Consider the following 24,018-nt stretch of genomic DNA (forward strand, 5'->3'; position numbering starts at 1 on the left):
ATGAGCACTCAGATGGCAGAAGGTATGATTGCAAAAAATATTGGCGTACTAGGCGCAGGCCAACTAGGCCGCATGCTGGCCCTAGCGGGCTATCCTCTGGGTAACACCTTCACCTTTTTAGATACCACCGGTAACCCCAGTGCGGGTATCGGTGAGGTGATTGTCGACCCGGAGAACCAGCATCTGGGGGCGTTTTTGGATAAGGTCGATGTAGTGACCTACGAATTCGAGCACCTCCCCGTTGAGTTGGTAAAGCAGATTGAGCAGCACAAGCCGGTTTATCCCGGCAGTCGCGCCATTGCGGTGTGTCAAAACCGTGTAGAAGAGAAAACGCTGTTTGATCGCTTGGGTATTCCCACACCGGCCTATCGCGTGGTGGAAAGCGCTGAGCAGCTCGCTGCCGCCGCCGCTGAGCTTGGTTGCCCGGTAGTGGCCAAATCGGTCACGGAAGGCTACGACGGCAAAGGGCAGGCGGTGCTGAAAGCACCGGAACAGGCGCAAGAGGCGTGGGAATCGATTGGTCATACGCAGCTGATCGTCGAGGCGTTCGTTGATTTTGTGCGCGAAGTATCGATGATTGCGGTGCGCGGCCGCGATGGGGATGTGGTGTTCTACCCCATGGCGGAAAACCAGCACGTGGGCGGCATTCTGCGCTACTCCGTGGCGCCGCTACCGGATTTGGACGCCAGCGTTCAAGAAGCGGCCGATAACTACATTCGTGTGCTGCTGGATGAGCTGGATTACGTGGGCGTGCTGGCGCTGGAGCTGTTCCAAACCCGTGACGGCAGCCTGCTGGCCAACGAAATGGCCCCGCGAGTGCATAACTCCGGCCACTGGACGATGGACGGCGCGGTCACCAGCCAGTTTGAGAACCACCTGCGGGCTATTCAAGGCTTGCCGTTGGGCGCAACGAATGCCGTTGCACCTACCTGCATGGTGAATGTGATTGGCCTGGAAGGCGATAATGCCGCGCTGCTAGCCATTGCCGACACCCACTTGCATCGCTACGACAAAGCCGAGCGCCCAGGGCGTAAGCTGGCTCACGTTAACGTCGTGGCGTCGAGTCACGCCGAGCTGCTTGAAAAAGTGCGTGCTTGTCAGGCGTTGATACCCGATGCGCCCCCCGTTGAGTGGAGTTTTGAATCTACGTTATGAACAACGAAGCCGCCTGAAAAGGCGGCTTTTTAATTTCTGATGGTCACTACTTTTGTGACTTAAACGTGCTAAAACAGATGTATTAAAAAAAGCCTAACCAATAAGATTGGCGTTAAGCCGACTGAAGAACAGGGAGTTTGTATGTCGCCCCCCATACCCCTCGCCGCCACGGCGACGGCCTCCGGGCTGCGCAGTGGTTATCAGCGTGACCATCACATCACCATGCAGCGTTTGCGCGGTGAAAAAGTGCGCCTGCTTTACGATAATCTTTGGCAGCCGGTGCTGAGCAGCGTGCTGGCGGGTGGGCTGCTGGTAGCGGCCATGTGGCCGGTGGTGGATGCCGCGCTACTGCTAGGGTGGTTTACGGTGCTGGCGGTTATTTCAGTGTTTAGATTGCTGCTAGCCCAGCGCTTTAAGCGCCTGCCCGCGCTACAGCAGCAGCGCCAGCGCTGGCTGCGTTGGTTTGCCATCGGTGCCATTGCTTCAGGGTGCGTGTGGGGGGCTTCGGGTGTGTTGCTGTTTAGCCACGATCACCCCGGCCAAATTGCCGCACTCTCGATTGTGCTGGCCGGGATTGCGGCAGGGGGCGTGACCACCCTCTCTTCGGTGTGGTGGATTGCCATTGGCTTTGTACTGCCCATTCTACTGCCCCTGAAGTTTCAATTTCTGCTCCAGGGCTCGTCCCTCTCCATTTTGATTGGTCTGATGCTGGTGCTGTTTTTAGGCTTAATTATGGCGACCAGCCGCCGCTTTAGCCGCACCATTCACGATAATATCGCCCTGCGGGTGAACATGGCCGCCCGCGAGGCGCAGCTGCGCGAAAGTGAGAACCGCTACCGCTCTATTTTTCAGCATTCGCCGCTGGGGGTGCTGCACTTTGACGAGCAAGGGCAGATCACCGACTGCAACAGCAAGCTGTTAGATATTCTAAGCGTGGAGCGTTCCAAGCTACTGGGTTACCGCATGCTGGACCGCTCTGCCGACCGTGGGGTTGCCCAGGCGGCGAGGGATGCGCTGGAGAAAGGCACGGGCTACTACGAAGGCACTTATCAACTGCCCAAATCCAGTGTGGGCACGCCCTTGCGGGCGTTCTTCAATGGTGTGCACAGCGCCAGCAACCAAATGGTGGGCGGTGTGGCGATTATTGAAGACTTCACCGAGCGAAAGCGCAGCGAGGCGATTATTTACCGCCAAGCCTATTACGATGCATTGACCGATTTACCCAACCGGCGGCTGTTTATCGAGCGATTAGAGGCGCTATGTAACGAGCAGGACAGCGACCAGCGCGGTGGCTTGGTGATGTTTATGGATATGGACCGCTTTAAGCTGATTAACGACACCCTGGGCCACGCAGCAGGGGATGACTTATTAGTACAGGTAGCGCGCCGATTGGAGTCGTGTCTGCAAAACGATGATATGGCCGCCCGTCTGAGCGGCGATGAATTTGTGCTGCTGGCGCTGTTTGATGTGACGGAGAGTGAGGCGTTAAACGCAGCGGCCGCCCGCTATATGGAAACAGTGCAGCAGGCGCTGGCAGGTGAATACCGCTTAGAGAGCCGCTGGGTCGAGGTGACGCCGAGCATGGGCTACACCTGTTTTGATGCTACGGCCTGCGACCATGCCGATGTGCTCAAACAAGCGGATACCGCGATGTATCAGGCGAAGACCGAAGGCCGGGCGCGGCTGCGCCGCTACCAGCCCTGGATGCGAGATGAAGTGAATAAACGGGTCGCTGAGCAGGCGCCTAACCTGCCAGTTGACCGCTAAGCAGCAGCCATAGGGCGATCAACGCAAAGTGCCCGGGGTACCAGGCAAGCCATAGGCGGCGCGGCATCTCAAGCGCCACGGGGGGCACGCGCTGAGCGGCACCGGCGGCCAGCATTAGCACGATGACGCAGGTGGCGACAGTAAAGGATTTAGCCATATCAGACGCGTTCATCTGCCCGGCAATCCACAGTACGGGAAACGCCGCCAGCCCCGCCCAGAGGCGAGATTTCAGCACGTTACGAGTTTCGCTGAGCGCCTGCATGGCAAACATAAACAGCGGGATCAGCAGCAGGCCGTTGTGGCCATACTCCACCCAGAAGCCCAGCAGGTACCACACGGTTACGCCGACGGCGGCTCCCAGCATCAGCCAGCCTAACCCCAAGGTTTGCTGCTGGTAGTGCTGCCAGCCTTGGCGCACCAGAGCACCCAGCGCCAAGCCGCTGGCCAGGGTAAAGCAGACGTTCAAGATAAACGCATCGGAGGCGCGGGGCATCAGCATATAGGGCAGCTGTGCGGCGAGTCCGATAATCAAAATTCGCCGAGAATAGCGCAGCGGATTACGCGTATTAAACAAGCCGTGCCACGCCACCATGGCGGCAAACAGCGGAAACGCAATGCGCCCAATCGAAGAGCCTGCCCAGCCTAAATCCCAGTCCCCTGGCAGCACGTAGCGGGTCAGGTGGTCCACGGTCATGGTAAACAGCGCCAGCCACTGCCCCCAGGCGGTCCAGTGGGAAGAGGGGCGGAACACCTCTGCGGTGCTTGCCTGTGGCGTTGCGTGAGCCGCCGTCGATTCAGCCATGCTACCTCCTTGTATGTGGTTAAGTGATAGTAAAGACCCGGTATGGCTGAGCAAGTTCGCTGGGGGATGGGGCATTAGCCTGCGCTGAAAATCGGTTTACCCAGCGCCCAGACGTGATCAATGGCCCAGCGTTCTTCGCTTAGCACGATAAAATCCGCATCCGCGCCGGGCTGAAGGCGGCCTTTTTGGGGTAGCTTCAGGGCATCGGCCGCGGTGGTGGATGCACAGCGCAGCGCATGCTCCATGCTGATCTGGTGGTCGTTGACGCACTCGCCCAGCACTGCAAACAGGCTGCTGAGTTTACCGGGTTTTAGGCCAATAAACCGATGCTGGTCATCAAATTCCGGCAGCGAGGCGTTGGCATCGGAGGAGAAGCTGAGCTGGCTGGGCTCAATCCGCGCTTTCAGCGCCCGCGCCACCGCCTCAGAGGCGGGTACTTCGCCACCGGCCAGCAGCTCCGGCGTGGTGCTGGTGGTGAAGTCGATGCGCCCACCTTCACGGGCAAAGCGCAGGCCATCTTCAAATAGCGCGCCGGTGCGGTTGATATGAGTGGGGTAGAACTGGGCCAGCGGAATGGCGCTGTTTTTGGCGACCTGGCGCAGCGGCTCCAGGTGGGAGTCGGCGTCGCCCGTGTGAATGAACACGATGCCCGATTTGCCTGCCAGCAGCCCGGCGGTGCGGGCGTCGGAGGCTAGCCGAGTAAGCTCTTGGGTATTGGGCTGGGAGCCGCGATGGTCGCTAATCGCCACTTCGCCCACGCCGATAAATTCCGGAATATAGAGAATGTCGCTGGCCACCGAACCGGTCAGCGTCACCGGCGGTAGCTGATAAGAGCCAGTGTAGGCATAGGTGCTTAGCCCGCCTGCGGCCAGCTCTCGCGCTTTGCCAATCAGGTTGGCGGGGGTGCGGGTGAGGGCATCGGTGCCCAGCGCGCCAATCAGCGTGGTCACACCCGAAGCGCAGGCATCGTCTAGGCTGAGTTCAGCGGTACGGTTGCCGAAGCCGCCCTCACCGCCGCCGCCAATGTAGTGCACCAGTGGGTCGACCAGGCCGGGAATCACGCGTCGGCCTTCTAAGTCGATGGTGTGTTTAATAAGCGTACCCAACTGGTACGCCTCGCTGGCATCCAGCACTGCCGCAATGCGCTGGTCGGCGATCAGTAGGTGGCACAGCCCGCGAGGTTCGGGGGCAAAGAGCTGGGCGTTTTTTACAAGTGTCAGCATGGGCTTCCCAGGAGAGTGATGGGCAAACGATAAGCGCCGACCTGGGGTCGGCGCTGGTGTTGGTGTCGTCACGCTATTGAAACAGGTCGCTTATAAGCGTACATCGTAGTTGAAGTAACGGTTCATGATTTCATCATAAGTGCCGTTCTCTTTAATCGCACGCAGGGCTTCGTTAAAGCGCTCGGCGAGCGCTTCATCCCGTGGGCGAAATGCCATGCCCACGCCTTGGCCAAAGATCTCCTCGGGCTGCTTGATGAAGTCGCTAATGCGTTTGTAGTTGCTCTCTGGGGTGTCGATATCGATGGTGGCTTCGGCGATGGGGTAGTCCATAAAGGTGAGGTCCAGGCGGCCTCCCATCAGGTCGGTGACCACATCGTCCGCGCCGGTATAGCGGCGGATCTCCAGCACGTCGCCGTAGCGTTCGGTAACGTAGTTATCCTGCAGCGTGGCGCGTTGAACGCCGACGGTTAAGCCTTCCAGGCTGGCGCGGTCTTCAATATCGATCTCTTTATCGCGGGTGGTGATCCAGGCGCTGGGGGTGGTGTAGTAGGCCTCGGAGAACAGCACCCGCTGGGCACGCTCGTCGGTAATCGCCATGGAGGACATGATGGCGTCGTAGTTGCGTGCCAGCAGGCCAGGAATGATGCCGTCCCAGTCTTGCTCTACCCACGTACAGCTAACTTCCATATAGGCGCAGGCGGCGTTGCCTAGCTCGATTTCAAAACCGGTGAGCGTGCCGTCGGCCTCGCGGTACATAAACGGCTCGTAAGGAACATCGACACCCAGACGGATTTCGTCGTAGTCCCGCGCCAGTGCGGCAGTGGATACCAATGAAAGTGAAACACCTGCCGCAAGAATAGCGGCCACGGACAGCGTTGCATAACGCATAGTCAGTCTCCTGAAGCGATTATTAGTAGGTATGTGGGTGTTGCTTAATGCCAAGCGCCTGAAAGGGCGGCTACAGCATAGGGTGCGCTAAGCGCAGGAGTGCCGTGCGTTTCTCACGCATGGCAACGTTCACGCGCAGGGGCGTGAGTTGGCATGGACATGCCAAAAGGAGGGGTGGGCTATTCGTCGAACCATTCGCTCAGGTAAAAACGGGCAATGGTGCCACGGGTACCTGGGCGGAGCGCATGCAGCGCGGGGGATAAGAGGTGACGTGTTGGCATGATGGCGTCTCGCTTGCGTGCCTCCCCAAGCGGGGAGGCACACTGAAGCAGCTAGCGCTTACTCTTCGCCGAAGTAACGGGCGTAGATTTCATCGTAAGTGCCGTCTTCCTGAAGCTCTGCCAGAGCTTCGTTGAACTGTTCGGCCAGCGCTTCATCACGCTGACGGAAGGCGATACCGAAACCGTCGCCGAAGTACTCTTTCGGTTCACTGATGCGCTCACCTACAACCACGTACTCAGCTTCTTCGCTGTCTAGCAGCGTGGACTGGCCGATCGGGAAGTCGAGGAAGACGATATCCAGACGCTGTGCTTCCATATCCAACACCATGTCGTCGGCGGTGGAGTAGCGGCTGATTTCAGCGACGCTGCTGAAGTTATCGGTGACGTAGTTATCCTGCAGGGTGCCACGCTGAACGCCGATGGTTTTGCCCGCCAGGGTCTCTTCATTGGCTTCGCTGATACCTAGGCTGCTGGGTGCGAACCAGGCAGACGGCATGGTGATGTAGGGGTCAGAGAACAGCACCTGCTGGCGGCGTTCGTCGTTGATGGTCATGGAGGACATGATCGCATCGTAGTTGCGTGACATCAGGCCGGGAATAATGCCGTCCCACTCCTGCTCGACCCACTCACAGGTAACACCGATGCGCTCGCACAGGGCGTTGCCCAGGTCGATATCGAAACCGGTCAGCTCACCTTCAGCGGTGCGGTACTCCATCGGCTCGTAGGGAACGTCAACGCCAATGCGCACGTTGTCGTAGTCGCGTGCTTGTGCAGAAGATGCCGCGGCAACGGCCAAACCCAGCAGGGAAACAGTCAGCAGTTTTTTCATTTTATACTCCAATAGAAACAGGTTCACCGAAGGTGATCCCCTTTAAGCTACCCCAGGTTGAGGTTGGCGAAAAGGGGGGACCTGCATATAAACCAACGTTTGTTTTACGCTGGACGTGTTGGATTTATTGTAGCTAGGAATTTTGTGGCCGCAGGTGGGCCAGCAATTTTTTCTCCAGGAAGCGGAAAAAATACAAAATCGCAAAGGTTAAGCAGAGATAGATGGCCGCGACAAACAGGAAGGCATCAAACGGCGCATAAAAGCGGGCATACACAAAGCGTGCCGCGCCGGTGAGATCCATTAGTGTCACCACGCTAGCAATCGCGCTGGCATGCAGCATGAAGATGACTTCATTGCCATAAGCGGGCAGCGCACGACGAAAGGCGCTGGGCAGAATAATCCGCCGCATCATTAGGTTTTGCGACATGCCATAGGCGCGCGCTGCTTCGATCTCGCCTTTAGACGTGGCTTTGATCGCCCCACGGAAGATCTCGGTGGTGTAGGCCGCCGTATTGAGCGTAAAGGCGATAAGCGCCGGGTAGAAGGCTTCTCTTAGCACTGGCCACAGGAAGGTTTCCTGGATACCGTCGATGAACACAACGCCGTAGTAGATGATGTAGAGCTGGATCAGCAGCGGCGTGCCGCGAAACACGTAGGTATAGAGGTAGACCGGCAGGCTGATCCACTTATGCTTGGAGCTGCGCATAATGGCCAGCGGAACCGCAAGAATTAACCCGGCCACCAGCGATAGAAACACCAGCTGTGTGGTGGTCACCAAACCTTCCCAGTAGTAGCCCAGGGTGGTGGGCGTAAAGATCAGGTTGTCTGCCAGCAGATCGTTAAACCATGCAGAGATATCTAGCATGTCACTGCCCCCCAAAGCCGGTGTCGTAACGTTTTTGTAGCCGTGCAAAAATCCACTCAGAGACGCTGGCAATGAGAAGGTAAGCCACCGCCACAGGGATTAAAAACACAAAAGGCTCATGGGTAGCGCGGGAGGCTTCAGCGGCAACTCGCACCATATCGGTCAAGCCAATTACTGACACTAGCGCGGTGGTTTTGAGCAGTACCATCCAGTTGTTAGAGAGGCCAGGCAGCGCGTGGCGCATCATCTGGGGAAAGCGGATACGTCGAAACACTAGGCCATCGCTCATACCATAGGCTTTACCGGCTTCAATCTGGCCGTTGTCCACTGCCATAAACGCGCCGCGGAAGGTTTCGCCCATATAGGCACCAAAGATAAAGCCAATGGTGAGTACACCGGCGGCAAAGGCGTTGAAATTAATATAAATATCAATTTCATAGTTGTAATACAGCATGTCGCTGATGGCGTTGACGCCGATCTGGCCGCCAAAGAACAGCAGCATCATCAGGACTAAATCTGGCACTCCACGAATCACCGTGGTGTAAACAGTCGCAGTGCGGCGTAAAAACCAGTTACGCGACATCTTGGCGCTGGCGGTGAGTAGACCAAGAATAACCGCCAGTATTAGCGACAGAACGGCCAGTTGAATGGTAACGCCCGCCCCTTCGATCAGGCGGGGGCCGTAACCTTGCAAATCGAGCATGGTGTGGGTGCCTCGCGGATCAGTATTTAGGAGCCAGGAACTGCTTCAGGCGCGGTGACTGTGGGTTACCGAGTACATCGTCGGGAGCCCCTTGTTCCTCTACCAAGCCCTGGTGCAGGTAGATCACCTTGCTGGAAACGTCGCGGGCAAAGCTCATTTCGTGGGTGACCACGACCATGGTGCGCCCTTCATTGGCCAGATCGCGCATCACTTTCAGCACGTCGCCCACCAGTTCCGGGTCCAGCGCTGAGGTCGGCTCGTCAAACAGCATTACTTCAGGATTCATCGCCAGCGCTCGGGCAATAGCGCCGCGCTGCTGCTGGCCGCCGGACATTTGCGCCGGGTAGGCGTTGGCGCGAGCGCTAAGCCCTACGCGGTCCAGCAGTGCGTGGGCGTGCTCGATGGCCTCTTTTTTCGGCTTACCGAGTACGTGAATCGGCGCTTCGATGATGTTTTCCAGCAGCGTCATGTGCGCCCATAGGTTGAAGCTCTGGAATACCATGGAGAGCTTGGCGCGCATTTGCACCACCTGTTTCCAGTCGGCGGGTTCGCGGCCGTGCTTGGTGGTTTTGAAACGGATTTGCTCGCCGTGAACGTACAGCTCGCCATCGTCGGGCTGTTCCAGCAGGTTCATGCAGCGCAAGAACGTGCTTTTACCTGACCCGGAGGCACCAATGAGGGTGATGACGTCACCTTTTTGGGCTTCCAGAGAGAGGCCTTTGAGGACTTCTGTATCGCCAAAGCGCTTTTTAATATTGCGCACTTCAAGGGGAGTAGGCGTAGCGGCCATAACTTAGGCTCCAGTACAGGGTTGCCGCAGCAACAACAGATGAATAATCGTGCTTTAGGTGCGGCTGGCGCGAAAAAAGGGGCGATTCTATCAGGACTGTGCCAAATGCGCGTACTTTATCAGGGCGACATTGGTCTTGGTACGTTGCCGTGTGTCCTGATGGCCCCTTTACGTTGTTGTTATAAAAGCGTCTTTACGGATGCTAGTCGGTGCCACTCATGGGCGGCAGATCACGCGATGGCGTGACTGGGTACCACTAGCAGAGCTGCTCGTGCCCCAATTTCGACTTGGGCATTGGGAAATACCACGTGCAGCGGCGTCTCCTCCACCACGAAGTCGCCTGCTACCTCATCTTTAGCCAGGCAGGTGCCGGGTTCAAAGCGGCTGAAATTAGGCACATCGTCGGCAAAGCAGAGGCTAAAGTTTTCTGCCTGGCGCATGAGCTCGTGCTTCACTCGGAAAAATACCATCGACTCGACTGGCTGTTGGGGCGGCTCGTAGCCGGCGCCTAGCTTATTAAGCAGGGTTAACATTGGCGCCAGGGCGGCCATGTCGTTCTCGCCAAACGGGGCAACGCGACCAAGCTCAAACGTAAACGCCTGGGCGTGGTGGTAGTGTTTGCTGTAGTGAGAGAAGGTCCAGCTGTGTTGATGCTGATGCAGCACCGCCTGCATATCGGCGGCCGCTAACCATGCCCACTGCTGCGCATTGGTGGCCGTTTCTGCATAGGGCTCTACCACAAAGCGCGTGTACAAACTTCCGCGTATGGCGGTGTGCAGGTCGTAGTGTAGTTTGGGTAACGCGTGGTGGCGGGCGTAGAACGCATCGACCGCTTCCATCAATTCCCGCGCCCGGTCCGGTTCGCTGCCCTGTTCGTCCAGCCCGCGTTTGAACAGCCTATTTAAATTGGTAGTAATGAAGCGCTGCTGAGCTTTCAACGCGGGTATGTTGCCCAAGATGACCAGAACCGGCGCGCCGAGCTGTTCGGTGCTTGCTTCGAGGGCGCTTAGCCATTCGCCAACAAGCTCCACAGGCGCTGTTTCATTACCGTGGATGGCGGCAGAAAAAATACATGCCTGCGCGCCAGGACGCAGAATGTTGGGCGTCAGTTCTAAAATACCCGGCCCGTGAAGGTGGTAAGTGCCGCTGGGAAAGCAGCCGATGCGCGGGGAAGGGCGTTCGCCGTCAAGCGTCCAGTCGAGCCATTGGCCTAGCATGAAAGTGTCCTTAAGCATGGGCATTCGCTTTTTTGTTGCCCTACCTTTACCACGCTGGCCATTGACCACAAGAGGTGGCGTCGTTCGCGTGAAAATGGTCGGTGGGATGATGAAAGTTATGGGTATAAAAAAACGCTTATGGCGAATTGCCACAAGCGCTTTCATACCCAGCGTTTTTACAGCTTGAGTCTTTAAAACCTGGGTCTTCAAAGCCGGGGCTGTTAGGCATCACGCTGCGCCCGTCTTGACTAGCTTGATCGCTGTCGGCGCATCTCTTCTTGGTACTCTTTGGCTAGCGATGATTTTTGATTCTCTTGAAGGCCACGGCCTGCCAATTGAAACACCTCCTGCTCTTCTTCATCCAGGTGGTGAGTCACCAAATGCTGCAGCTGTTTGGCATGGGTGAGCCAGTGGCTGGCGCTATAGTCGGTGTCGTCCAACAATTCGATCAGCTCATCGATTTCGTGGTGCTCGGCCACGCTGTGGCGCGCTTTTTCTTGGGTAAGGTCGATATCCATCATGGGGACATACAGCGCGCGCTCTTCGGCGTTGGCGTGGTACTTCAGTTCGGCTCGCACCTGTTGGTACAGGGTGTCGCGCTCTTCGCTATCGCCGTGGGTTTCTACCAAGCGTGCCAGCAGGTCCCGCTGAATATCGTGGTCTTTGCGCAGTGCTTCGAAAATCGTCATGCCGGACTCCATGGCGTTATACGTGAATGAAACATGTCGTAAAAACGATACAAGAAAAATTAGTGCCGAAGTGGCAAAAGCGCAAGGTCGGCGCATCGATGAAATCGAAGCGCAGCGTCGAAAACATTCGCTTTTATCCACCTTTAACTACGCTATGTTTGATAGAAGTTTTGCTGCCCGCCGTGGGCAACCTGTCTGATGCTTGAATGCATGTGCAAAGGAGTGAGTAATGACGAAGGTACTAGTACTTTATTATTCCATGTATGGACATATCGATACCTTAGCAGCCGCTGTGGCTGAAGGGGCAAAAGGTGTTGATGGCGTAGAGGTCACGGTAAAACGCGTGCCCGAAACTATGCCAGACGAGGCGTTCAAAAACGCGGGTGGCAAGCAGGATTTCACCACGCCGGAAGCTACACCCCAAGAGCTGGCCGATTACGATGCCATCATCTTTGGCACGCCGACTCGCTTTGGCAATATGGCTGGCCAGATGCGTACCTTCCTCGACCAAACGGGTGGTTTGTGGGCCAACGGCGCGCTGCGTGGCAAGGTGGCGAGCGTATTCACCTCTACCGGTACCGGTGGTGGCGATGAGATGACCATTACCTCCACCTGGACCACGCTGGCCCACCACGGCATGGTGATCGTGCCGATTGGCTACGGCATTGAAGAGCAGTTTGATATTTCGAAAGTAAGCGGCGGCACGCCTTATGGTGCTGCAACGCTGGCAGGTGGTGATGGCTCCCGCCAGCCGGATGACCGCGAGCTGAAGATTGCCCGTTTCCAGGGTAAACACGTGGCTGAAATTGCCGCTAAGCTGGCGAGTTAATCGTTAGCTAAAAATGCTAGCTGAAAACAAGCAACGCCTCGCTGCTAATGCAGCGAGGCGTTGCTTGTTTTAGGGCGTTGTTTTTATAGGGGATTAGCCGCCAATCCGCTCGGCAATGGCTTTACCCAAGCTGACCGTGGTGCCTTTGCCACCTACATCGCGGGTGAGCACTTGGCTATCGCCTTCGCTCAGCACCGCTTCAATGGCATCGACCATCGCATCGCCCGCTTCTTTATAGCCCAGGTGCTCCAGCATCATCGCCCCAGACCAGATTTGGCCGATGGGATTGGCGATGCCTTTACCGGCGATATCCGGCGCGCTGCCGTGTACTGGCTCAAACAGGCTGGGGAATTTGCCTTCCGGGTTGATGTTGGCGGAGGGCGCAATGCCGATGGTGCCGGTGCAGGCCGGGCCTAAGTCGGAAAGAATATCGCCAAACAGGTTGCTGCCCACCACCACATCAAACCAGTCCGGGTGCAGCACAAAGTTGGCGGTCAAAATATCGATGTGGAACTTATCCACGGCGATCTCTGGGTACTGCTTGGCCATCTCGGCCACGCGCTCGTCCCAGTAAGGCATGGTGATGGAGATACCGTTGGACTTAGTGGCCGAGGTGAGCTTTTTGCGCGGGCGGGTTTGCGCTAAATCGAAGGCGTACTTCAGCACGCGGTCAACGCCGATACGGCTCATCACCGTTTCTTGAATGACGATTTCACGCTCGGTGCCTTCATACATCTTGCCACCGACGCTGGAGTACTCTCCCTCGGTGTTCTCACGCACCACATAAAAGTCGATATCGCCGGGCTTGCGCCCCGCCAGCGGGCTTTTAATGCCGGGCATTAGCCGGCAGGGGCGCAGGTTGATGTACTGGTCGAATTGGCGACGGAACTGCAGCAGCGAACCCCATAGCGAAATATGGTCCGGCACTTTCTCTGGCCAGCCCACCGCTCCATAGAACAGCGCGTCAAAGCCTTTGAGCTGCTCAAACCAGTCGTCGGGCAGCATCTTGCCGTGTTCCAGATAGTAGTCGCAGCTACCAAACTCAAACGTGGTGAATTTCAGGTCGATATTGAAGCGCTTGGCAGTGGCTTCTAGTGCGCGAATACCTTCGGGCATCACTTCGGTACCGATACCGTCGCCAGCGATGACTGCAATACGATGGGCCATGGGGGCTCCTTGTTTTGTTAGACGTCACAAAAGTAGCAGGGCGTGTTTCCGTGGTATGAGTGTAGCGCCTGTTGGCGTCGCGATAATCAGGCTACTATGCAAGCTATTGTTGCCTTAAAGTGAAGAATCCCATGATGCTGGATGACCTCGCCTTTTTTCAGCAGCTTGCCCGGGCAGGGAGCCTAACCGCTACTGCCCGAGAACTGGGGCTGTCGCTCTCGGCCGTCAGCAAGCGCTTAAAGCAGCTAGAAGCCCGGCTAGGCGTGACGCTGGCGGCACGTACCACACGCCGCTTGACGCTGACCGCCGAAGGGGAGCGCTATCTCACCCAGGGCGGGCTGATTTTAGAAGAGCTGCAAACGCTGGAAAGCGCACTCAGCGATACCGCGAGCCAAGGGCTCACCGGACGGCTGCGGGTCAACGCGACCTTTGGCTTTGGCCGGCGGCATATTGCGCCGCTGCTCTCACGCTTTTGCGCAGAGCATCCGGCCATAGAGAGCTGGCTGGAGTTGACTAACTTTCCGCTCAATTTAAGCGATCACGGTTTTGACGTGGGGATTCGCATTGGCGAGCCGCCGGATTCGCGCCTAGTCGCCAAGCGTATTCTGCCCAACCGGCGAGTGCTGTGCGCCTCGCCAAGCTATATGGCGAAGATGCCCGCGCTGAACGTGCCGAGCGATCTTGCCCAACACAGCTGCCTGGTAATTCGTGAAAACGATAGCGACTTCCCACTATGGCGCTTTGAGCATCGCCACTCGCCGCGGCGCCAGGCGGTGAAAGTTAGCGGGCAACTGGCCAGCAACGACGGCGAGGTGATTACTCGCTTAGCGCTGGATGGCCACGGCGTGATGCTGCGTTCCTGGTGGGACGTGAATGAGCATCTGGCTAGCGGCGCGCTGCACACGCTGCTGCCCGATTGGCAGGGCGTGCGCGCTGACTTTTACGCGGTGTTTGAGCACCGCCGCCATGTACCGACGCGCATTAGCGCCTTCATTGATTTTTTACAGCAGGAAATGGCGGGCAGGGTGCCCGCCTTGCCCAATGGCTGACGTGCGGGATGCGCTAGTGGCCTGGGCAGGTTTGGTCCTGCACCACATCAATCAGCTCATCGGTGGGGAAGTCCAGCTCGGCGGCGCGCTGGCGCAGGCGCTGCTCCACGTCGCCTTCAAGGGTTGGCGTGCGGGCTAGAATCCATAGGTAGTCGCGGTTGGGGCCTGCCACCAGCGCCCACTGGTAGTCGTCATCTAGCTCAAGCACGTTATAGCCGCCGTAAAACGGGCCAAAAAAGCTGACCTTCAGCCGCCCAACGCTCTCATCATCAATAAAGTAGGCGCGCCCCTCGGCTTCATCCCAGGCTTGCTCTTCCAGGTTGTAGCCTCGGTTGATTACCTTAACGCCGCCATCATCACGCAGGCTGTAGGTAGCCGTGACGCAGTCCAACCCCTCTTCAAAGGAGTGGTCCAGGCGGGCAATTTCGTACCACTCGCCCAAATAGCGCTCTAGCTCAAAACCAGTGACAGGTTCGGTGCCATCGGGAATACCTGTGCAGCCGATCAGCAGTGTGCCGGCAACCGCTGCCAGCGTGGCCATGCTCCTTGGCCGCCATGCGGATTTCATCATCTCGCTCCTTGGTGAACACTTGAACAATAAACGTTAAATCTATCAGTGTGGGGCACTGCGTGCCATGGTTCCCTGTTGGGTGCTACACGGCAAGTAGAGGAAATAGGCTATGGTATGTCTGTTACCGTATCCTCTTAACAATGCTGATAACAAAGGAGTGATTATGTGGCATCAACAAGAGATTCACTTGCCGGAAATGCCCCGGGGCTTTCACCTGATTACCGATGAGATTGCCAGGGCGCTGCCCTGTTTGGCGGAGTGCCACCAGGGCCTGCTGCACGTGCAGCTGATGCACACCTCCGCCTCGTTAACGCTCAATGAAAATACCGACCCGGATGTTCGCCATGATCTGGATGCCTTTATTCGCCGCTTAGTGCCCGAAGGGCTGAGCTACTTCCAGCACACCTTAGAAGGCCCCGACGACATGCCTGCCCATGTGGCCTCTAGCCTGCTAGGCACTCAGCTTAGCCTTGCGGTACGCGATGGCCGCTTAGCCCTTGGCACCTGGCAAGGGGTATGGTTAGGTGAGCACCGTGAGCAGGGCGGTTCGCGCCGGTTACTGGCCACATTGAACGGCTGCGCCGCGCCTTAGCGGCTGCGCCCACTGGATGATTTTTTGAGATAAGCGCACCGACATGCCTCGACGTCTTTTTCGCCTCTCCCGCCAGCGCTGGTTGAGGCTATTTTTCGTACTGAATCTTGCGCTGGTTGCAGGTTTAATTATTCATCAGGTGTGGCTCTACGTGGCTGAGCCCGAATTTGAGTCGCTGCATACCCGTGAAGTCGCCGATATACGCGAGCGGCTAGCGGGGCGCGATGCCTACCGTTTTGCGGTAGTGGGCAATATCAATAACTCGGTAAACGTCTTTCAAGACGAGATCATTCCGCTGCTGAACCAAGGCAATATCGACTTCATGGTATCGGCGGGCAATGCCGTGAGCGGCGGTCAGCAGGAGAGCTACCAGGCGATCTACCACAGCCTGGAGCTGCTCAACATGCCTTACCTACTGACCTACGGCGATAATGAAGACAGCGATTTCGGCAGCTATCTGTTTTACGACTACTTCGGCCCGCACTTTTACTCGTTTGTGGCGGGCAACAGTCACTTTATTTTTCTGGATGGCACCGGTAAATCTTCTACCTCTTGGCAGTTGGATTGGCTGGAGCGCGAGCTGGCCGCCTCTGAAGCCGCCCACCGCTTTGTGTTTGTGGGCTTGCCGCTGCACAACGTGATTCAGGATGCCCCGCTGTTTGAAGAAGATAACTACCTTAACGACCCACGCCTTGGCGATGGCATTATGCGCTTGGCCGAGCGGTACCGGGTCGATACGGTGTTCTCCGCCAACCTCTCTTTGTACGCCCAGCAAACCGTTAACGGTGTGAACTATGTCACCACGGGGGGCGCAGGTGGCCTGCTGCTGGATGCTGATGAGAGCTTCCATCACTATGTGGTGGTGGAAGTCGCGGGCGGCAGCGTGGGCATTTCGCCTGTACGGCTAAACGTCGACCGTCCCGGCTGGTGGCGCATGCTGAGCAGCGTGGGATCGACAATTTATGCTTTCTTTTACGTCAGCTATCCGCGGTTTTTGCTAATTGTCGGGTTGCTCACACTGCTGGCCTTGCGCTTATACCGGCTGATTTTTGAAGAGCGCGACTACTACCCCGATTTCGACATCGACCCCACGCCCTACCTGGAAAAAAGCCTGCGGGTGGCGATGGTCTCGAACAACTACTTCCCGTTTGTCTCTGGGGTGTCGGTTTCTGTTGAGCGGCTGCGCCAGGGGCTGGGCGACCTTAACCACCGTGTTCAGCTGCTGGTGCCGCGCTACCGAGAGCCGTGGCAGGATGATGACACCATTGTGCGCGTTCCTACGCTAATGGCATTTGGAGAGAAGCGTGAGTTTCGCTTAACGAATCCGTTTAGCGCCCGTTTTCGCCGCTGCCTGCGTGAGTTCAAGCCTGATGTGATTCACGTGCATCATCCGTTCTGGCTGGGGTCGATGGGGCTATGGATGGGGCGCAGGCTGAAAGTGCCGGTCATCTACACCTACCACACGCGCTTGGAGCACTATGCGCATTTTGTGCCGCTGCCGGGGGCGCTGTTCCGCAACCTGATTTCTCACTATCTGATCAAACACTTTTCTAATCGCTGCCAAGGTGTGATTGTGCCGACCTATTCGGCAGAGGAGTATCTGCGCATGATCGGCGTGAAAACGCCGACGCTGGTGCAGCCCACCGGGATTGATGCCGCGCGTTTTGCGAACGCCGATGAAGAGGCGGTGGCGTCGATTCGCCAGCAATTGAACATTGATGCTAAAGACACGGTGCTGGTGAGCGTATCCCGCATCAGCAAAGAGAAGAACATTGGCTTTATGCTGGAAGCGCTGGCGGAGCTAAAACGCCAGGGTAAGACAGCGCTGCGCCTGCTGCTGGTAGGCGACGGTCCGGATCGGCAGGCGATTCAAACACAGATCGAAACGCTGGGTTTAGACGCGCAGGTGACCTTGGTCGGTGCCGTGCCACCGGAAGAGATGGCGCTCTACTATCACGTGGGGGATGTGTTTGTATTTGCCTCAACCTCGGAAACCCAAGGCATGGTGATTTTAGAGGCCATGGCAGCCGGGCTTCCGGTGGTCGCCGTACGCTCAAGCGGTATTGATGACGTGGTGCGCGATGGCTACAACGGTTTTAAAACGCCACAAAATCGCCAGAAGTGGGGGCAGCGTGTGGTGGAGCTGGCCGAGGATGAGGCACTACGCGATACCCTAGGCAGCCAAGCAAAAACCTTCTCCGCTGACTACGATATTGCCAAGTTTGCCGGCGCCGTCGCGCATTTTTATGCCGAGGTGCTAGCGAAGCACGACTCTTCAGAGCATCCTTCACAAGAGAGCGAGGCCAAGCAGCGTGGCTAACTGAGACGTTAGGCGTCGTGTCGTTTTTTGGCCGTGCGGGCAGTCGCCACGCGCTTGAGTAGCCAAAGCAAGCCAATGCCCGCCACCAAACCGGCCACTGCCAGTGCCAACTCCTGCTTGGAGGCGGCAGTGAATAGCGCGCCGAGCTGGCTGCCGAGTAGGATCACCGCTGCCAGCCCCGGCACGATGCCCAGGGTCGATCCAATCATGTAGTCGCGGAAATTAAGGTGAAACGCTCCGGCGAGCATATTGGTGAGCGTGAAAGGAGCAAGGGGCAGCAGGTTGATCACCGTCATGGTGCGGATGCCGCGCTTGGAAAGGTAGCCGGAAAGACCGCGCAAATGGCGGCCGCCGTAGCGCATTAGGGCATCCCGCCCCAGCCAATGGCCCACCCAGTAAGAGACCACCGAAGAGCTCAATGTGCCCAAGGTGGCGTAGGCCAACCCCCACACCGGCCCAAATAGCAGGCCAGTTAGCACCACTAGCAGGCTAAGCGGGAACATCACTAACAGCGAGCAGGTGTACACGGCCATGACGGCGGCAAACATCCAAGGGGCTCGCTGCCACTGGCTAATGGTGGTAGTGAGTTCTTCGAGGTGCGCTTGGGTAAGTAGCCCCTGCTGTTGCAGGTAGCGCCACATTACCCCTAGCACCACTAGCGCAATGAATAGGCCAAGGCCTTTTAGTAACGTCCGTGACATCCCACTCCCACCGCCTACCTTGCAAAAGAGCAACAGCATACGCCACTGCGGCGGTGGGGTGAACGAACGCGTTACTGTAGGCGCGCTTCAATGACAGGCCAGGCAGCGTCGCCATCGGTGGTCGTCATACCGGCCAGCATGGCTTCCACGCGCTCGGGGTGGTCGTTGATCCACTGCTGGGCCACCTCAGAAAGGTCACGCTCCTCTTGGCCAAAGGCTTGGATCATCCAGCTCTGCTCGTCGGCGGTAAAGCTAAACTGCTCAAAGAAAGTGACCAGCGCCGGGTGGGCGTCGGCGTAGTCGCTGCGCAGCAGGGTGCGCACGTCGCTTTCGCCGTTGTTCTCACCAAACAGATTTTCCGGGTCTTCCAGGTAGCGCATGGGCAGCTCAAGGTTCATCCAGTGGGGCGTCCAACCGACCCAGACAATGGCCTCTTCTCTGGAAATCGCGTCTTGAGCGGCGGAGAGCATGCCCACTTCGCTGGTATCCACCAAGCTCCAGTCGCCCAGGCCCCAGGTGTCGTTATCCATCGCGTTATGGAGAATCTCACTCGCCGCTGAGCCTGCGCCAAAGCCATGAATTTGGCCGTTGAACTCATCACGGTGTTCATCTAAATCTGCGAAGCTTTGAATGCCGCGCTCATGCAGGTACGCCGGTACGGCCAGAGTCATCTGAGCGCCATCGACGTTGTTGGCGACATCGGTGAGCACGCCAGAGGCTTTGCGCGGTTCGAACATCTCTTTTTGCGCGGGTAGCCAAGCGCCTAAAAAGGCGTCGACGTCGCCACTCTCCAAGCCTTGGTAGATCACCTGCAGGCCGATTTCGTGGGTTTGAGTCTCGTAGCCCAACGGGTTAAGGAGCTGCTCGGCAATTTCGGTTTTTACCGTAATACCGGGCCAGGCCGGGACGCCGAAATCGAGCGTGGTGTCATCGGCAATGGCGGCTTGGGTGGTAACGCCTGCCAAACTTAGGGCAATCGTAGAAACGAGTGGATGGGTTAAACGCGTCATATAAGGGGACCTCCTTGCTTAGGTTATTGTGATTACGCGGTGGTACGGGCGAGAACACGCAGGCGCGAAGCCAGCATATCGCGGTCTAGATAGGTGCCCTGAAGGTGGCGAGCACCGCTATTGGGATCGAACTCCCGGCGGCCGTGAAGCACGCGACGGTTATCGAACGCCACCATCTGGCCCGGTTTTAAGGTGAACTCCAGCTGGTGGGCGTCGCTGTGGAAGAGCTGCCACAGCACTTTATAAGCGCGGTACCAGGCCGCCATTTTTTCGGCGGGTAGATGAAGGGTGTCGCGAATCCAGTTATTGAGGCGTATCTCCACCAGCTCGCCTTGGCTATCTAGGGTGATCACTGGGGCTTTGATGGCGATATCGTGGGTGTCGTCCTGAAAGCGAAAATCGATGGGTGTCTCACTAAGAATAACGAGCGCTTCCGGGTCCTGTTCGCGCAGGGCATTGATCACCCGGGCACCGTCAGCAAACAGCGACTCGCCACCGCTGGCGTCGTTTTGCAGGCAGTAGAGCAGTTGAATATCCGGCGGCTGCTGCCAGTTGGGCAAGTCGATATGCAGCGGTAGCCCGACAGCGGTATAGGCCGCGTTGTTGGGGTTGGGCTTGGAGCGAACATTAAAGCGCCCGCCGAAGTTGGTGGCGCGCTGTGGGCCAATCCGCTCGGCAAGGCGGCTGACTTCCTCTTCCACCAGCGGTGCGTCGGTGATCAGCGCTAAGCCGTCTCGTAGCAGGGCGGTCAGCCAGGTTTTCTCGCCTTCTGGGGTCAAAAAGTCGGCGTGGCGAACGCCTTCGGGGAAGAAGTCGTCGCGCCACGGCTGCGGGTCGGGCAGTGCAGAAAAGCGCGTCGCCTCAGGGCGGCGCTGGTAAAGCCAGCCGCTATGAAAGGCGCTCACATGACCATCCTGCCACTGTAAATAGAGGTGGCCATCTGCCAGGGTAACGCTGGGTGCCTGTTCGATATCGTCTAGCGGTAGGTAGAGGCGCTCGCGGGTTTGCGGATGGCGACACTCGGCGCAGGCGCAGTGGTCGCGCAGCCATAGCTGTGGCAGCGTTGTTCGCGTACCGTCTTCCCAGGTCAGCGCAAGGCTGCTGTCGGTGAGCGTGGCATCGCTGAGTGCCGGGCCGTGTTCATAAGGCGTGAGTTCACTCATTTGAGGGGCTGAACGCTTTTCCGTGGCTGCTAGTGCGCTGGTCATAAGGGCCTCGCTGTGGGTTGATGACATTAGGATGAGGAGTCCTCTTTGTAGTGACAAACGATTAATCTGGCCCCAAAGACCCTGTTTAATTTATAGGTAGCTTTTTCATGAGCCAATTACCCCCACTGTTATGGCTACAAGCCTTTGAGTCGGCCGCCCGAACGTTGAGCTTTACCGCGGCGGGGCACGAGTTAGGTGTGACCCAAGCCGCCATCAGCCAGCGTATTCGGCTGCTAGAGGACCGCTTGGGCCAAAAGCTGTTCGTTCGCCACGCGCGGAGCCTGACCCTGACGCCTGCCGGGCAGGCGTGGTTGCCCAGCATTCACGATGCGTTTTCCCGGATTAGTGAAGGCACTTCCGAGGTGTTTGGTGTGACCAGCGAACAGCCGGTGACGCTGCGGGCAACGCCGGTGATTCAGCAATCCTGGCTAGCACCACGGCTGGTGGCGCTGCATCGGCAAAAGCCGCATATCCTGCTGCGTATGGTGAGCGCTATTTGGCCCGACGATTTCGGCCCGGAAGGGGCCGATATTGAAATTCGCTATGGCCGAGGCGAGTGGAGCGGCCTTGAGATGCTGCCGCTGGGCGATGAGCAGCTGCTGCCGGTATGCTCCCCGGCTTTGGCCCGTACCTTAACCACACCTGAAGATCTGACAGGGCATACGCTGCTGCACGCGGTGGGCTTTGGCGTCGGCTGGCCCGGCTGGCTGCAGGCGGCAGGGATTGCCCATTTGGAGGCAGAGTGCCTGTCACTGACCTGCGATAATCAGGTAATGACGTTGGCCTTAGCCAGCCAGGGCGGTGGGGTGGCGCTCACGCACCGTCGACTGTTGGAGCAGCGTGAGGATTTGGTGGCCCCCTTCGATATTGGTGTACCCAGCGACGAGCGCTTTTGGCTGGTGCGGCCCAGCAAGCGCCAAGTTAGCGATGAGGCCGCAGACGTATGGGAATGGCTGGCGGGAGCACGCTAAGCGTCATTCGATTAGCTTTGGGTATCAGTGCAGTGTTTATAACTGTAAAGCAGGAAATTTGCCCTTTTTCTTGCCATTTTGGTGCAACCGTGAAGAATGATGCGCCTTCTTTGTTTTAAAAAAGGCGTGTTTGGTATGGATTTTACTCTTCCTCCCCTGTTGACCGCGATGGTGGATCGCGGCAATGGGTTGTTATGGGGCAGCGTGCTGATTTACCTGCTCATCGGTGCTGGCCTCTATTTCACGGTCATGACCCGTGCTATTCAAATTCGTTATTTCGGTCATATGTTCAAGCTGCTGCGCAGCTCTCGGGAATCCAACGGCGGTATCTCGTCGTTTCAGGCGCTTTCGACCAGCCTTGCCGCCCGCGTCGGCACGGGCAACTTGGCCGGGGTGGCCGTCGCCATCTACTTCGGTGGCCCGGGCGCGATTTTCTGGATGTGGATGACCGCCATGGTGGGTATGGCGACCAGCTTTGTAGAATCCACGCTGGCCCAGGCGTACAAAACCGACCATGGCGACAACACCTTTCGCGGTGGCCCGGCGCGCTACATCGAACGCGGCTTGGGACTGCGCTGGCTAGCGGTGCTGTTTTCGATCTGCCTGATTATTGCGTTTGGGCTGGCGTTCAACAGCGTACAGGCCAACTCCATCGCCCAGGCCATGGAGCAGGCATTTGCCATTCCCACCTGGGCCATGGGGTTAGCCTTGATGGCCATCGTCGCGCCGATTATTTTCGGCGGCTTGAAGTCGATTGCGAAAGTCGCTGAGCTGGTGGTGCCGCTGATGGCGCTGCTGTACCTGATCTTGGCGCTGGTCGTTGTGGCGCTCAATATCAGCGATCTGCCCGCTGCCATCATGACGATCGTGCAGAGCGCTTTTGGTATCGAGCAGGCGGCCGGCGGTGCGATGGGCTATGCCATTTCCCAAGCAATCATGAACGGTATTCAGCGCGGCTTGTTCTCTAACGAAGCAGGCATGGGCTCTGCGCCTAACGCAGCAGCGACCGCTAGCACCCGCCCGGATCACCCGGCGGCCCAGGGCTTCATTCAAATGCTGGGCGTTTTTCTAGATACCCTGGTGATTTGTACCGCGACGGCGGCCATCATCATCATGGCGGGCCCTGAACTGCTGGCGGGTGAAGAGAATAATGGCATTCAGCTAACGCAAATGGCGCTCTCAAGCCATGTGGGCGATTGGGGCGGCATGTTTATCGCCATTGCCATCCTGCTGTTTGCGTTCACCTCGGTGATTGCTAACTACTCCTACGGCGAATCCAACATTGAGTACTTGGCAGGCCGCCGTGCGCCGCTGGCGGTAATGATTTACCGCTTTGCCGTGCTGGGCATGATCATGGTGGGTTCCGTGGCCAGCCTGGGGGCGATCTGGAATTTTGCGGACCTCTCTATGGGCATGATGGCGATCATTAACCTGGTGGCGATTCTGCTGCTATCGCCGATTGCCTTTGCGCTATTCAAAGATTACGACACCCAGCTCAAAGCGGGTAAAGAGCCAGTCTTCGATCCCAGCCAGTTCCCGAAACTGGCCAAAAAGGTCGACCCCAAGGCGTGGCCCAAGCAGAAGTAAAAGACGCGGGTTAAAAGTGCTAAACGCCCCGCTCGACGTTGCCAAAGTGCAGCGTGGCGCGGGGCTTTTTCGTGGGGCGGATAATTCGATTTTGTCGAATGAAACTCGGAAAACGTTGCGCTTTTGCTTCGCCAAAAGCGCCGTAGAATAGCGCCTAACCTTCTCTCTGATTTTTAAGGATTTTTCATGACCACTCGTGCCCTCTTAGTGACCTCTTCTATTCTCGGCGACAACGGCCAGTCCAATGCGCTGGCGAGCCATTTTCAACAGCAAGCCGCTGCACACGATGGCGTCGCCGTTACCCACCGCGACGTGGTCGCTAACACGCTGCCGCACCTCGATATTGAAGAGCTAGGCGCTTGGCAGACCCCTGCTGAAGAGCGCACGGCAGAGCAGCAGGCACTGGCCGCTCACTCTGATGAGCTGCTGGCGGAGCTGCGCGCTAACGACGTGCTGGTACTGGCGGTGCCGATGTACAACCTGGGCATTCCCTCCCAGTTGAAAGCGTGGTTCGACCGCGTGCTGCGCGCCGGTGAAACCTTCCGCTACACTGAAAACGGCCCGCAGGGGCTGATCGAAGGCAAGCGAGCGATTATTCTGGCTGCTCGCGGCGGTCAATACGCGGGCACTGAGTTCGATAGCCAAACGCCGCACCTGAAAACCATGCTGGGCCTGATGGGTATCAGCGATGTTGAAGTGGTGTTTGCCGAAGGCCTGAACATGGGCGATGCCCACCGCGATGCCGCGATGAAAGAAGCTTTCCAAGCCATTGATCAACTGGTCGAAGCGCTCTAAACCAACGCC

At 57.7% G+C, this 24,018-nt stretch carries 24 protein-coding genes; 10 read left to right on the top strand and 14 right to left on the bottom strand.

Going from position 1 to position 24,018, the window contains the following annotated elements; genetic code table 11:
* Both R0J87_RS10575 and R0J87_RS10580 read left to right on the top strand, forming a co-directional pair.
* Positions 1-1,155 (top strand): 5-(carboxyamino)imidazole ribonucleotide synthase, encoded by a 1,155-nt coding sequence (locus R0J87_RS10575; protein ID WP_498886047.1) that lies wholly within the window; start codon positions 1-3, stop codon positions 1,153-1,155.
* A gap of 141 nt (positions 1,156-1,296) precedes the next feature.
* The gene (locus R0J87_RS10580) at positions 1,297-2,922 is read left to right on the top strand and encodes a diguanylate cyclase domain-containing protein (RefSeq protein WP_498886049.1); all 1,626 of its coding nucleotides are present in this window, start codon (positions 1,297-1,299) and stop codon (positions 2,920-2,922) included.
* Here R0J87_RS10580 and R0J87_RS10585 read toward each other — a convergent pair.
* The 9 genes from R0J87_RS10585 to R0J87_RS10625 all read right to left on the bottom strand — a co-directional run bounded on the left by R0J87_RS10585 (position 2,900) and on the right by R0J87_RS10625 (position 11,209).
* Complete coding sequence (locus R0J87_RS10585) at positions 2,900-3,724, bottom strand: TraX family protein (RefSeq protein ID WP_083025771.1); 825 nt, start codon at positions 3,722-3,724, stop codon at positions 2,900-2,902. The two genes, R0J87_RS10580 and R0J87_RS10585, sit on opposite strands and share 23 nt — an antisense overlap.
* A gap of 74 nt (positions 3,725-3,798) precedes the next feature.
* Entirely contained in the window at positions 3,799-4,947 is a 1,149-nt protein-coding gene (gene iadA, locus R0J87_RS10590; protein ID WP_498886051.1) for a beta-aspartyl-peptidase, read from the bottom strand.
* Positions 4,948-5,037: 90 nt separating this feature from the next.
* The gene (locus R0J87_RS10595; protein WP_498886052.1) at positions 5,038-5,835 is read right to left on the bottom strand and encodes a transporter substrate-binding domain-containing protein; all 798 of its coding nucleotides are present in this window, start codon (positions 5,833-5,835) and stop codon (positions 5,038-5,040) included.
* Between the two features lie 339 nt (positions 5,836-6,174).
* Positions 6,175-6,945 (bottom strand): transporter substrate-binding domain-containing protein, encoded by a 771-nt coding sequence (locus tag R0J87_RS10600; RefSeq protein ID WP_404463468.1) that lies wholly within the window; start codon positions 6,943-6,945, stop codon positions 6,175-6,177.
* A gap of 133 nt (positions 6,946-7,078) precedes the next feature.
* A complete protein-coding gene (locus tag R0J87_RS10605; RefSeq protein WP_253507306.1) occupies positions 7,079-7,810 on the bottom strand; it encodes an ABC transporter permease in 732 nt (243 codons plus the stop codon).
* 1 nt (position 7,811) lies between these two features.
* Positions 7,812-8,513: an ABC transporter permease gene (locus tag R0J87_RS10610; protein ID WP_404342731.1), complete on the bottom strand. Its 702-nt coding sequence runs from the start codon at positions 8,511-8,513 to the stop codon at positions 7,812-7,814.
* Positions 8,514-8,532: 19 nt separating this feature from the next.
* A complete protein-coding gene (locus R0J87_RS10615) occupies positions 8,533-9,303 on the bottom strand; it encodes an ABC transporter ATP-binding protein (protein WP_044628468.1) in 771 nt (256 codons plus the stop codon).
* Positions 9,304-9,533: 230 nt separating this feature from the next.
* A complete protein-coding gene (locus R0J87_RS10620; RefSeq protein WP_404342729.1) occupies positions 9,534-10,520 on the bottom strand; it encodes a succinylglutamate desuccinylase in 987 nt (328 codons plus the stop codon).
* Between the two features lie 248 nt (positions 10,521-10,768).
* Entirely contained in the window at positions 10,769-11,209 is a 441-nt protein-coding gene (locus R0J87_RS10625; protein ID WP_404342727.1) for a hemerythrin domain-containing protein, read from the bottom strand.
* Positions 11,210-11,231: 22 nt separating this feature from the next.
* Here R0J87_RS10625 and R0J87_RS10630 point away from each other — a divergent pair, with 22 nt between their 5' ends.
* On the top strand, positions 11,232-11,408 hold the full coding sequence (locus tag R0J87_RS10630) for a hypothetical protein (RefSeq protein ID WP_498886055.1): 177 nt from the start codon (positions 11,232-11,234) through the stop codon (positions 11,406-11,408).
* 30 nt (positions 11,409-11,438) lie between these two features.
* Positions 11,439-12,038: an NAD(P)H:quinone oxidoreductase gene (wrbA, locus tag R0J87_RS10635; RefSeq protein ID WP_188639346.1), complete on the top strand. Its 600-nt coding sequence runs from the start codon at positions 11,439-11,441 to the stop codon at positions 12,036-12,038.
* Between the two features lie 93 nt (positions 12,039-12,131).
* Here wrbA and R0J87_RS10640 read toward each other — a convergent pair whose 3' ends face one another.
* The gene (locus tag R0J87_RS10640; protein WP_498886057.1) at positions 12,132-13,205 is read right to left on the bottom strand and encodes a tartrate dehydrogenase; all 1,074 of its coding nucleotides are present in this window, start codon (positions 13,203-13,205) and stop codon (positions 12,132-12,134) included.
* Between the two features lie 131 nt (positions 13,206-13,336).
* On the opposite strand from R0J87_RS10640, the gene R0J87_RS10645 reads away from it, so the two are divergent.
* Positions 13,337-14,254, top strand: coding sequence for a LysR family transcriptional regulator (locus R0J87_RS10645; RefSeq protein WP_498886058.1), 918 nt, complete (start codon positions 13,337-13,339; stop codon positions 14,252-14,254).
* A gap of 13 nt (positions 14,255-14,267) precedes the next feature.
* Here the strand turns inward: R0J87_RS10645 and R0J87_RS10650 are convergent, their stop codons facing one another.
* The gene (locus tag R0J87_RS10650; RefSeq protein WP_498886153.1) at positions 14,268-14,822 is read right to left on the bottom strand and encodes a lipocalin family protein; all 555 of its coding nucleotides are present in this window, start codon (positions 14,820-14,822) and stop codon (positions 14,268-14,270) included.
* A 166-nt stretch (positions 14,823-14,988) separates the two neighbouring features.
* Here R0J87_RS10650 and R0J87_RS10655 point away from each other — a divergent pair, with 166 nt between their 5' ends.
* Positions 14,989-15,417, top strand: a complete 429-nt coding sequence (locus R0J87_RS10655; protein ID WP_404342719.1) for a secondary thiamine-phosphate synthase enzyme YjbQ — start codon at positions 14,989-14,991, stop codon at positions 15,415-15,417.
* 43 nt (positions 15,418-15,460) lie between these two features.
* A complete protein-coding gene (locus tag R0J87_RS10660) occupies positions 15,461-17,737 on the top strand; it encodes a glycosyltransferase (RefSeq protein WP_498886061.1) in 2,277 nt (758 codons plus the stop codon).
* 8 nt (positions 17,738-17,745) lie between these two features.
* Here R0J87_RS10660 and R0J87_RS10665 read toward each other — a convergent pair whose 3' ends face one another.
* From R0J87_RS10665 to R0J87_RS10675, 3 genes are all read right to left on the bottom strand, one after another.
* Complete coding sequence (locus tag R0J87_RS10665) at positions 17,746-18,438, bottom strand: TVP38/TMEM64 family protein (protein ID WP_498886062.1); 693 nt, start codon at positions 18,436-18,438, stop codon at positions 17,746-17,748.
* Between the two features lie 71 nt (positions 18,439-18,509).
* Positions 18,510-19,448, bottom strand: a complete 939-nt coding sequence (locus R0J87_RS10670) for an ABC transporter substrate-binding protein (RefSeq protein WP_498886064.1) — start codon at positions 19,446-19,448, stop codon at positions 18,510-18,512.
* 32 nt (positions 19,449-19,480) lie between these two features.
* The gene (locus tag R0J87_RS10675) at positions 19,481-20,656 is read right to left on the bottom strand and encodes a TauD/TfdA family dioxygenase (RefSeq protein ID WP_498886066.1); all 1,176 of its coding nucleotides are present in this window, start codon (positions 20,654-20,656) and stop codon (positions 19,481-19,483) included.
* Between the two features lie 107 nt (positions 20,657-20,763).
* On the opposite strand from R0J87_RS10675, the gene R0J87_RS10680 reads away from it, so the two are divergent.
* The 3 genes from R0J87_RS10680 (at position 20,764) to R0J87_RS10690 (ending at position 24,009) form a co-directional block, all read left to right on the top strand.
* Positions 20,764-21,627 carry a LysR substrate-binding domain-containing protein gene (locus R0J87_RS10680; protein ID WP_498886068.1) on the top strand — a complete coding sequence of 288 codons (864 nt, stop codon included), beginning with the start codon at positions 20,764-20,766 and terminating at the stop codon, positions 21,625-21,627.
* Between the two features lie 135 nt (positions 21,628-21,762).
* The gene (locus R0J87_RS10685) at positions 21,763-23,214 is read left to right on the top strand and encodes an alanine/glycine:cation symporter family protein (protein ID WP_404463452.1); all 1,452 of its coding nucleotides are present in this window, start codon (positions 21,763-21,765) and stop codon (positions 23,212-23,214) included.
* Between the two features lie 186 nt (positions 23,215-23,400).
* Complete coding sequence (locus tag R0J87_RS10690; protein WP_498886069.1) at positions 23,401-24,009, top strand: FMN-dependent NADH-azoreductase; 609 nt, start codon at positions 23,401-23,403, stop codon at positions 24,007-24,009.
* Positions 24,010-24,018: the final 9 nt, after the last annotated feature.

This window comes from Halomonas sp. SIMBA_159 (assembly GCF_046536035.1).
Taxonomy (GTDB): Bacteria; Pseudomonadota; Gammaproteobacteria; order Pseudomonadales; family Halomonadaceae; genus Vreelandella; species Vreelandella venusta_A.

What these genes read in the sequence shown, in the direction of transcription:
- R0J87_RS10575 (WP_498886047.1), top strand. Translation starts at nt 1, where the DNA reads ATGAGCACTCAGATGGCAGAAGGTATGATTGCAAAAAATATTGGCGTA.
- R0J87_RS10580 (WP_498886049.1), top strand. Translation starts at nt 1,297, where the DNA reads ATGTCGCCCCCCATACCCCTCGCCGCCACGGCGACGGCCTCCGGGCTG.
- R0J87_RS10585 (WP_083025771.1), bottom strand. Translation starts at nt 3,724, where the DNA reads ATGGCTGAATCGACGGCGGCTCACGCAACGCCACAGGCAAGCACCGCA.
- iadA (WP_498886051.1), bottom strand. Translation starts at nt 4,947, where the DNA reads ATGCTGACACTTGTAAAAAACGCCCAGCTCTTTGCCCCCGAACCTCGC.
- R0J87_RS10595 (WP_498886052.1), bottom strand. Translation starts at nt 5,835, where the DNA reads ATGCGTTATGCAACGCTGTCCGTGGCCGCTATTCTTGCGGCAGGTGTT.
- R0J87_RS10600 (WP_404463468.1), bottom strand. Translation starts at nt 6,945, where the DNA reads ATGAAAAAACTGCTGACTGTTTCCCTGCTGGGTTTGGCCGTTGCCGCG.
- R0J87_RS10605 (WP_253507306.1), bottom strand. Translation starts at nt 7,810, where the DNA reads ATGCTAGATATCTCTGCATGGTTTAACGATCTGCTGGCAGACAACCTG.
- R0J87_RS10610 (WP_404342731.1), bottom strand. Translation starts at nt 8,513, where the DNA reads ATGCTCGATTTGCAAGGTTACGGCCCCCGCCTGATCGAAGGGGCGGGC.
- R0J87_RS10615 (WP_044628468.1), bottom strand. Translation starts at nt 9,303, where the DNA reads ATGGCCGCTACGCCTACTCCCCTTGAAGTGCGCAATATTAAAAAGCGC.
- R0J87_RS10620 (WP_404342729.1), bottom strand. Translation starts at nt 10,520, where the DNA reads ATGCTAGGCCAATGGCTCGACTGGACGCTTGACGGCGAACGCCCTTCC.
- R0J87_RS10625 (WP_404342727.1), bottom strand. Translation starts at nt 11,209, where the DNA reads ATGACGATTTTCGAAGCACTGCGCAAAGACCACGATATTCAGCGGGAC.
- wrbA (WP_188639346.1), top strand. Translation starts at nt 11,439, where the DNA reads ATGACGAAGGTACTAGTACTTTATTATTCCATGTATGGACATATCGAT.
- R0J87_RS10640 (WP_498886057.1), bottom strand. Translation starts at nt 13,205, where the DNA reads ATGGCCCATCGTATTGCAGTCATCGCTGGCGACGGTATCGGTACCGAA.
- R0J87_RS10645 (WP_498886058.1), top strand. Translation starts at nt 13,337, where the DNA reads ATGATGCTGGATGACCTCGCCTTTTTTCAGCAGCTTGCCCGGGCAGGG.
- R0J87_RS10650 (WP_498886153.1), bottom strand. Translation starts at nt 14,822, where the DNA reads ATGAAATCCGCATGGCGGCCAAGGAGCATGGCCACGCTGGCAGCGGTT.
- R0J87_RS10655 (WP_404342719.1), top strand. Translation starts at nt 14,989, where the DNA reads ATGTGGCATCAACAAGAGATTCACTTGCCGGAAATGCCCCGGGGCTTT.
- R0J87_RS10660 (WP_498886061.1), top strand. Translation starts at nt 15,461, where the DNA reads ATGCCTCGACGTCTTTTTCGCCTCTCCCGCCAGCGCTGGTTGAGGCTA.
- R0J87_RS10665 (WP_498886062.1), bottom strand. Translation starts at nt 18,438, where the DNA reads ATGTCACGGACGTTACTAAAAGGCCTTGGCCTATTCATTGCGCTAGTG.
- R0J87_RS10670 (WP_498886064.1), bottom strand. Translation starts at nt 19,448, where the DNA reads ATGACGCGTTTAACCCATCCACTCGTTTCTACGATTGCCCTAAGTTTG.
- R0J87_RS10675 (WP_498886066.1), bottom strand. Translation starts at nt 20,656, where the DNA reads ATGACCAGCGCACTAGCAGCCACGGAAAAGCGTTCAGCCCCTCAAATG.
- R0J87_RS10680 (WP_498886068.1), top strand. Translation starts at nt 20,764, where the DNA reads ATGAGCCAATTACCCCCACTGTTATGGCTACAAGCCTTTGAGTCGGCC.
- R0J87_RS10685 (WP_404463452.1), top strand. Translation starts at nt 21,763, where the DNA reads ATGGATTTTACTCTTCCTCCCCTGTTGACCGCGATGGTGGATCGCGGC.
- R0J87_RS10690 (WP_498886069.1), top strand. Translation starts at nt 23,401, where the DNA reads ATGACCACTCGTGCCCTCTTAGTGACCTCTTCTATTCTCGGCGACAAC.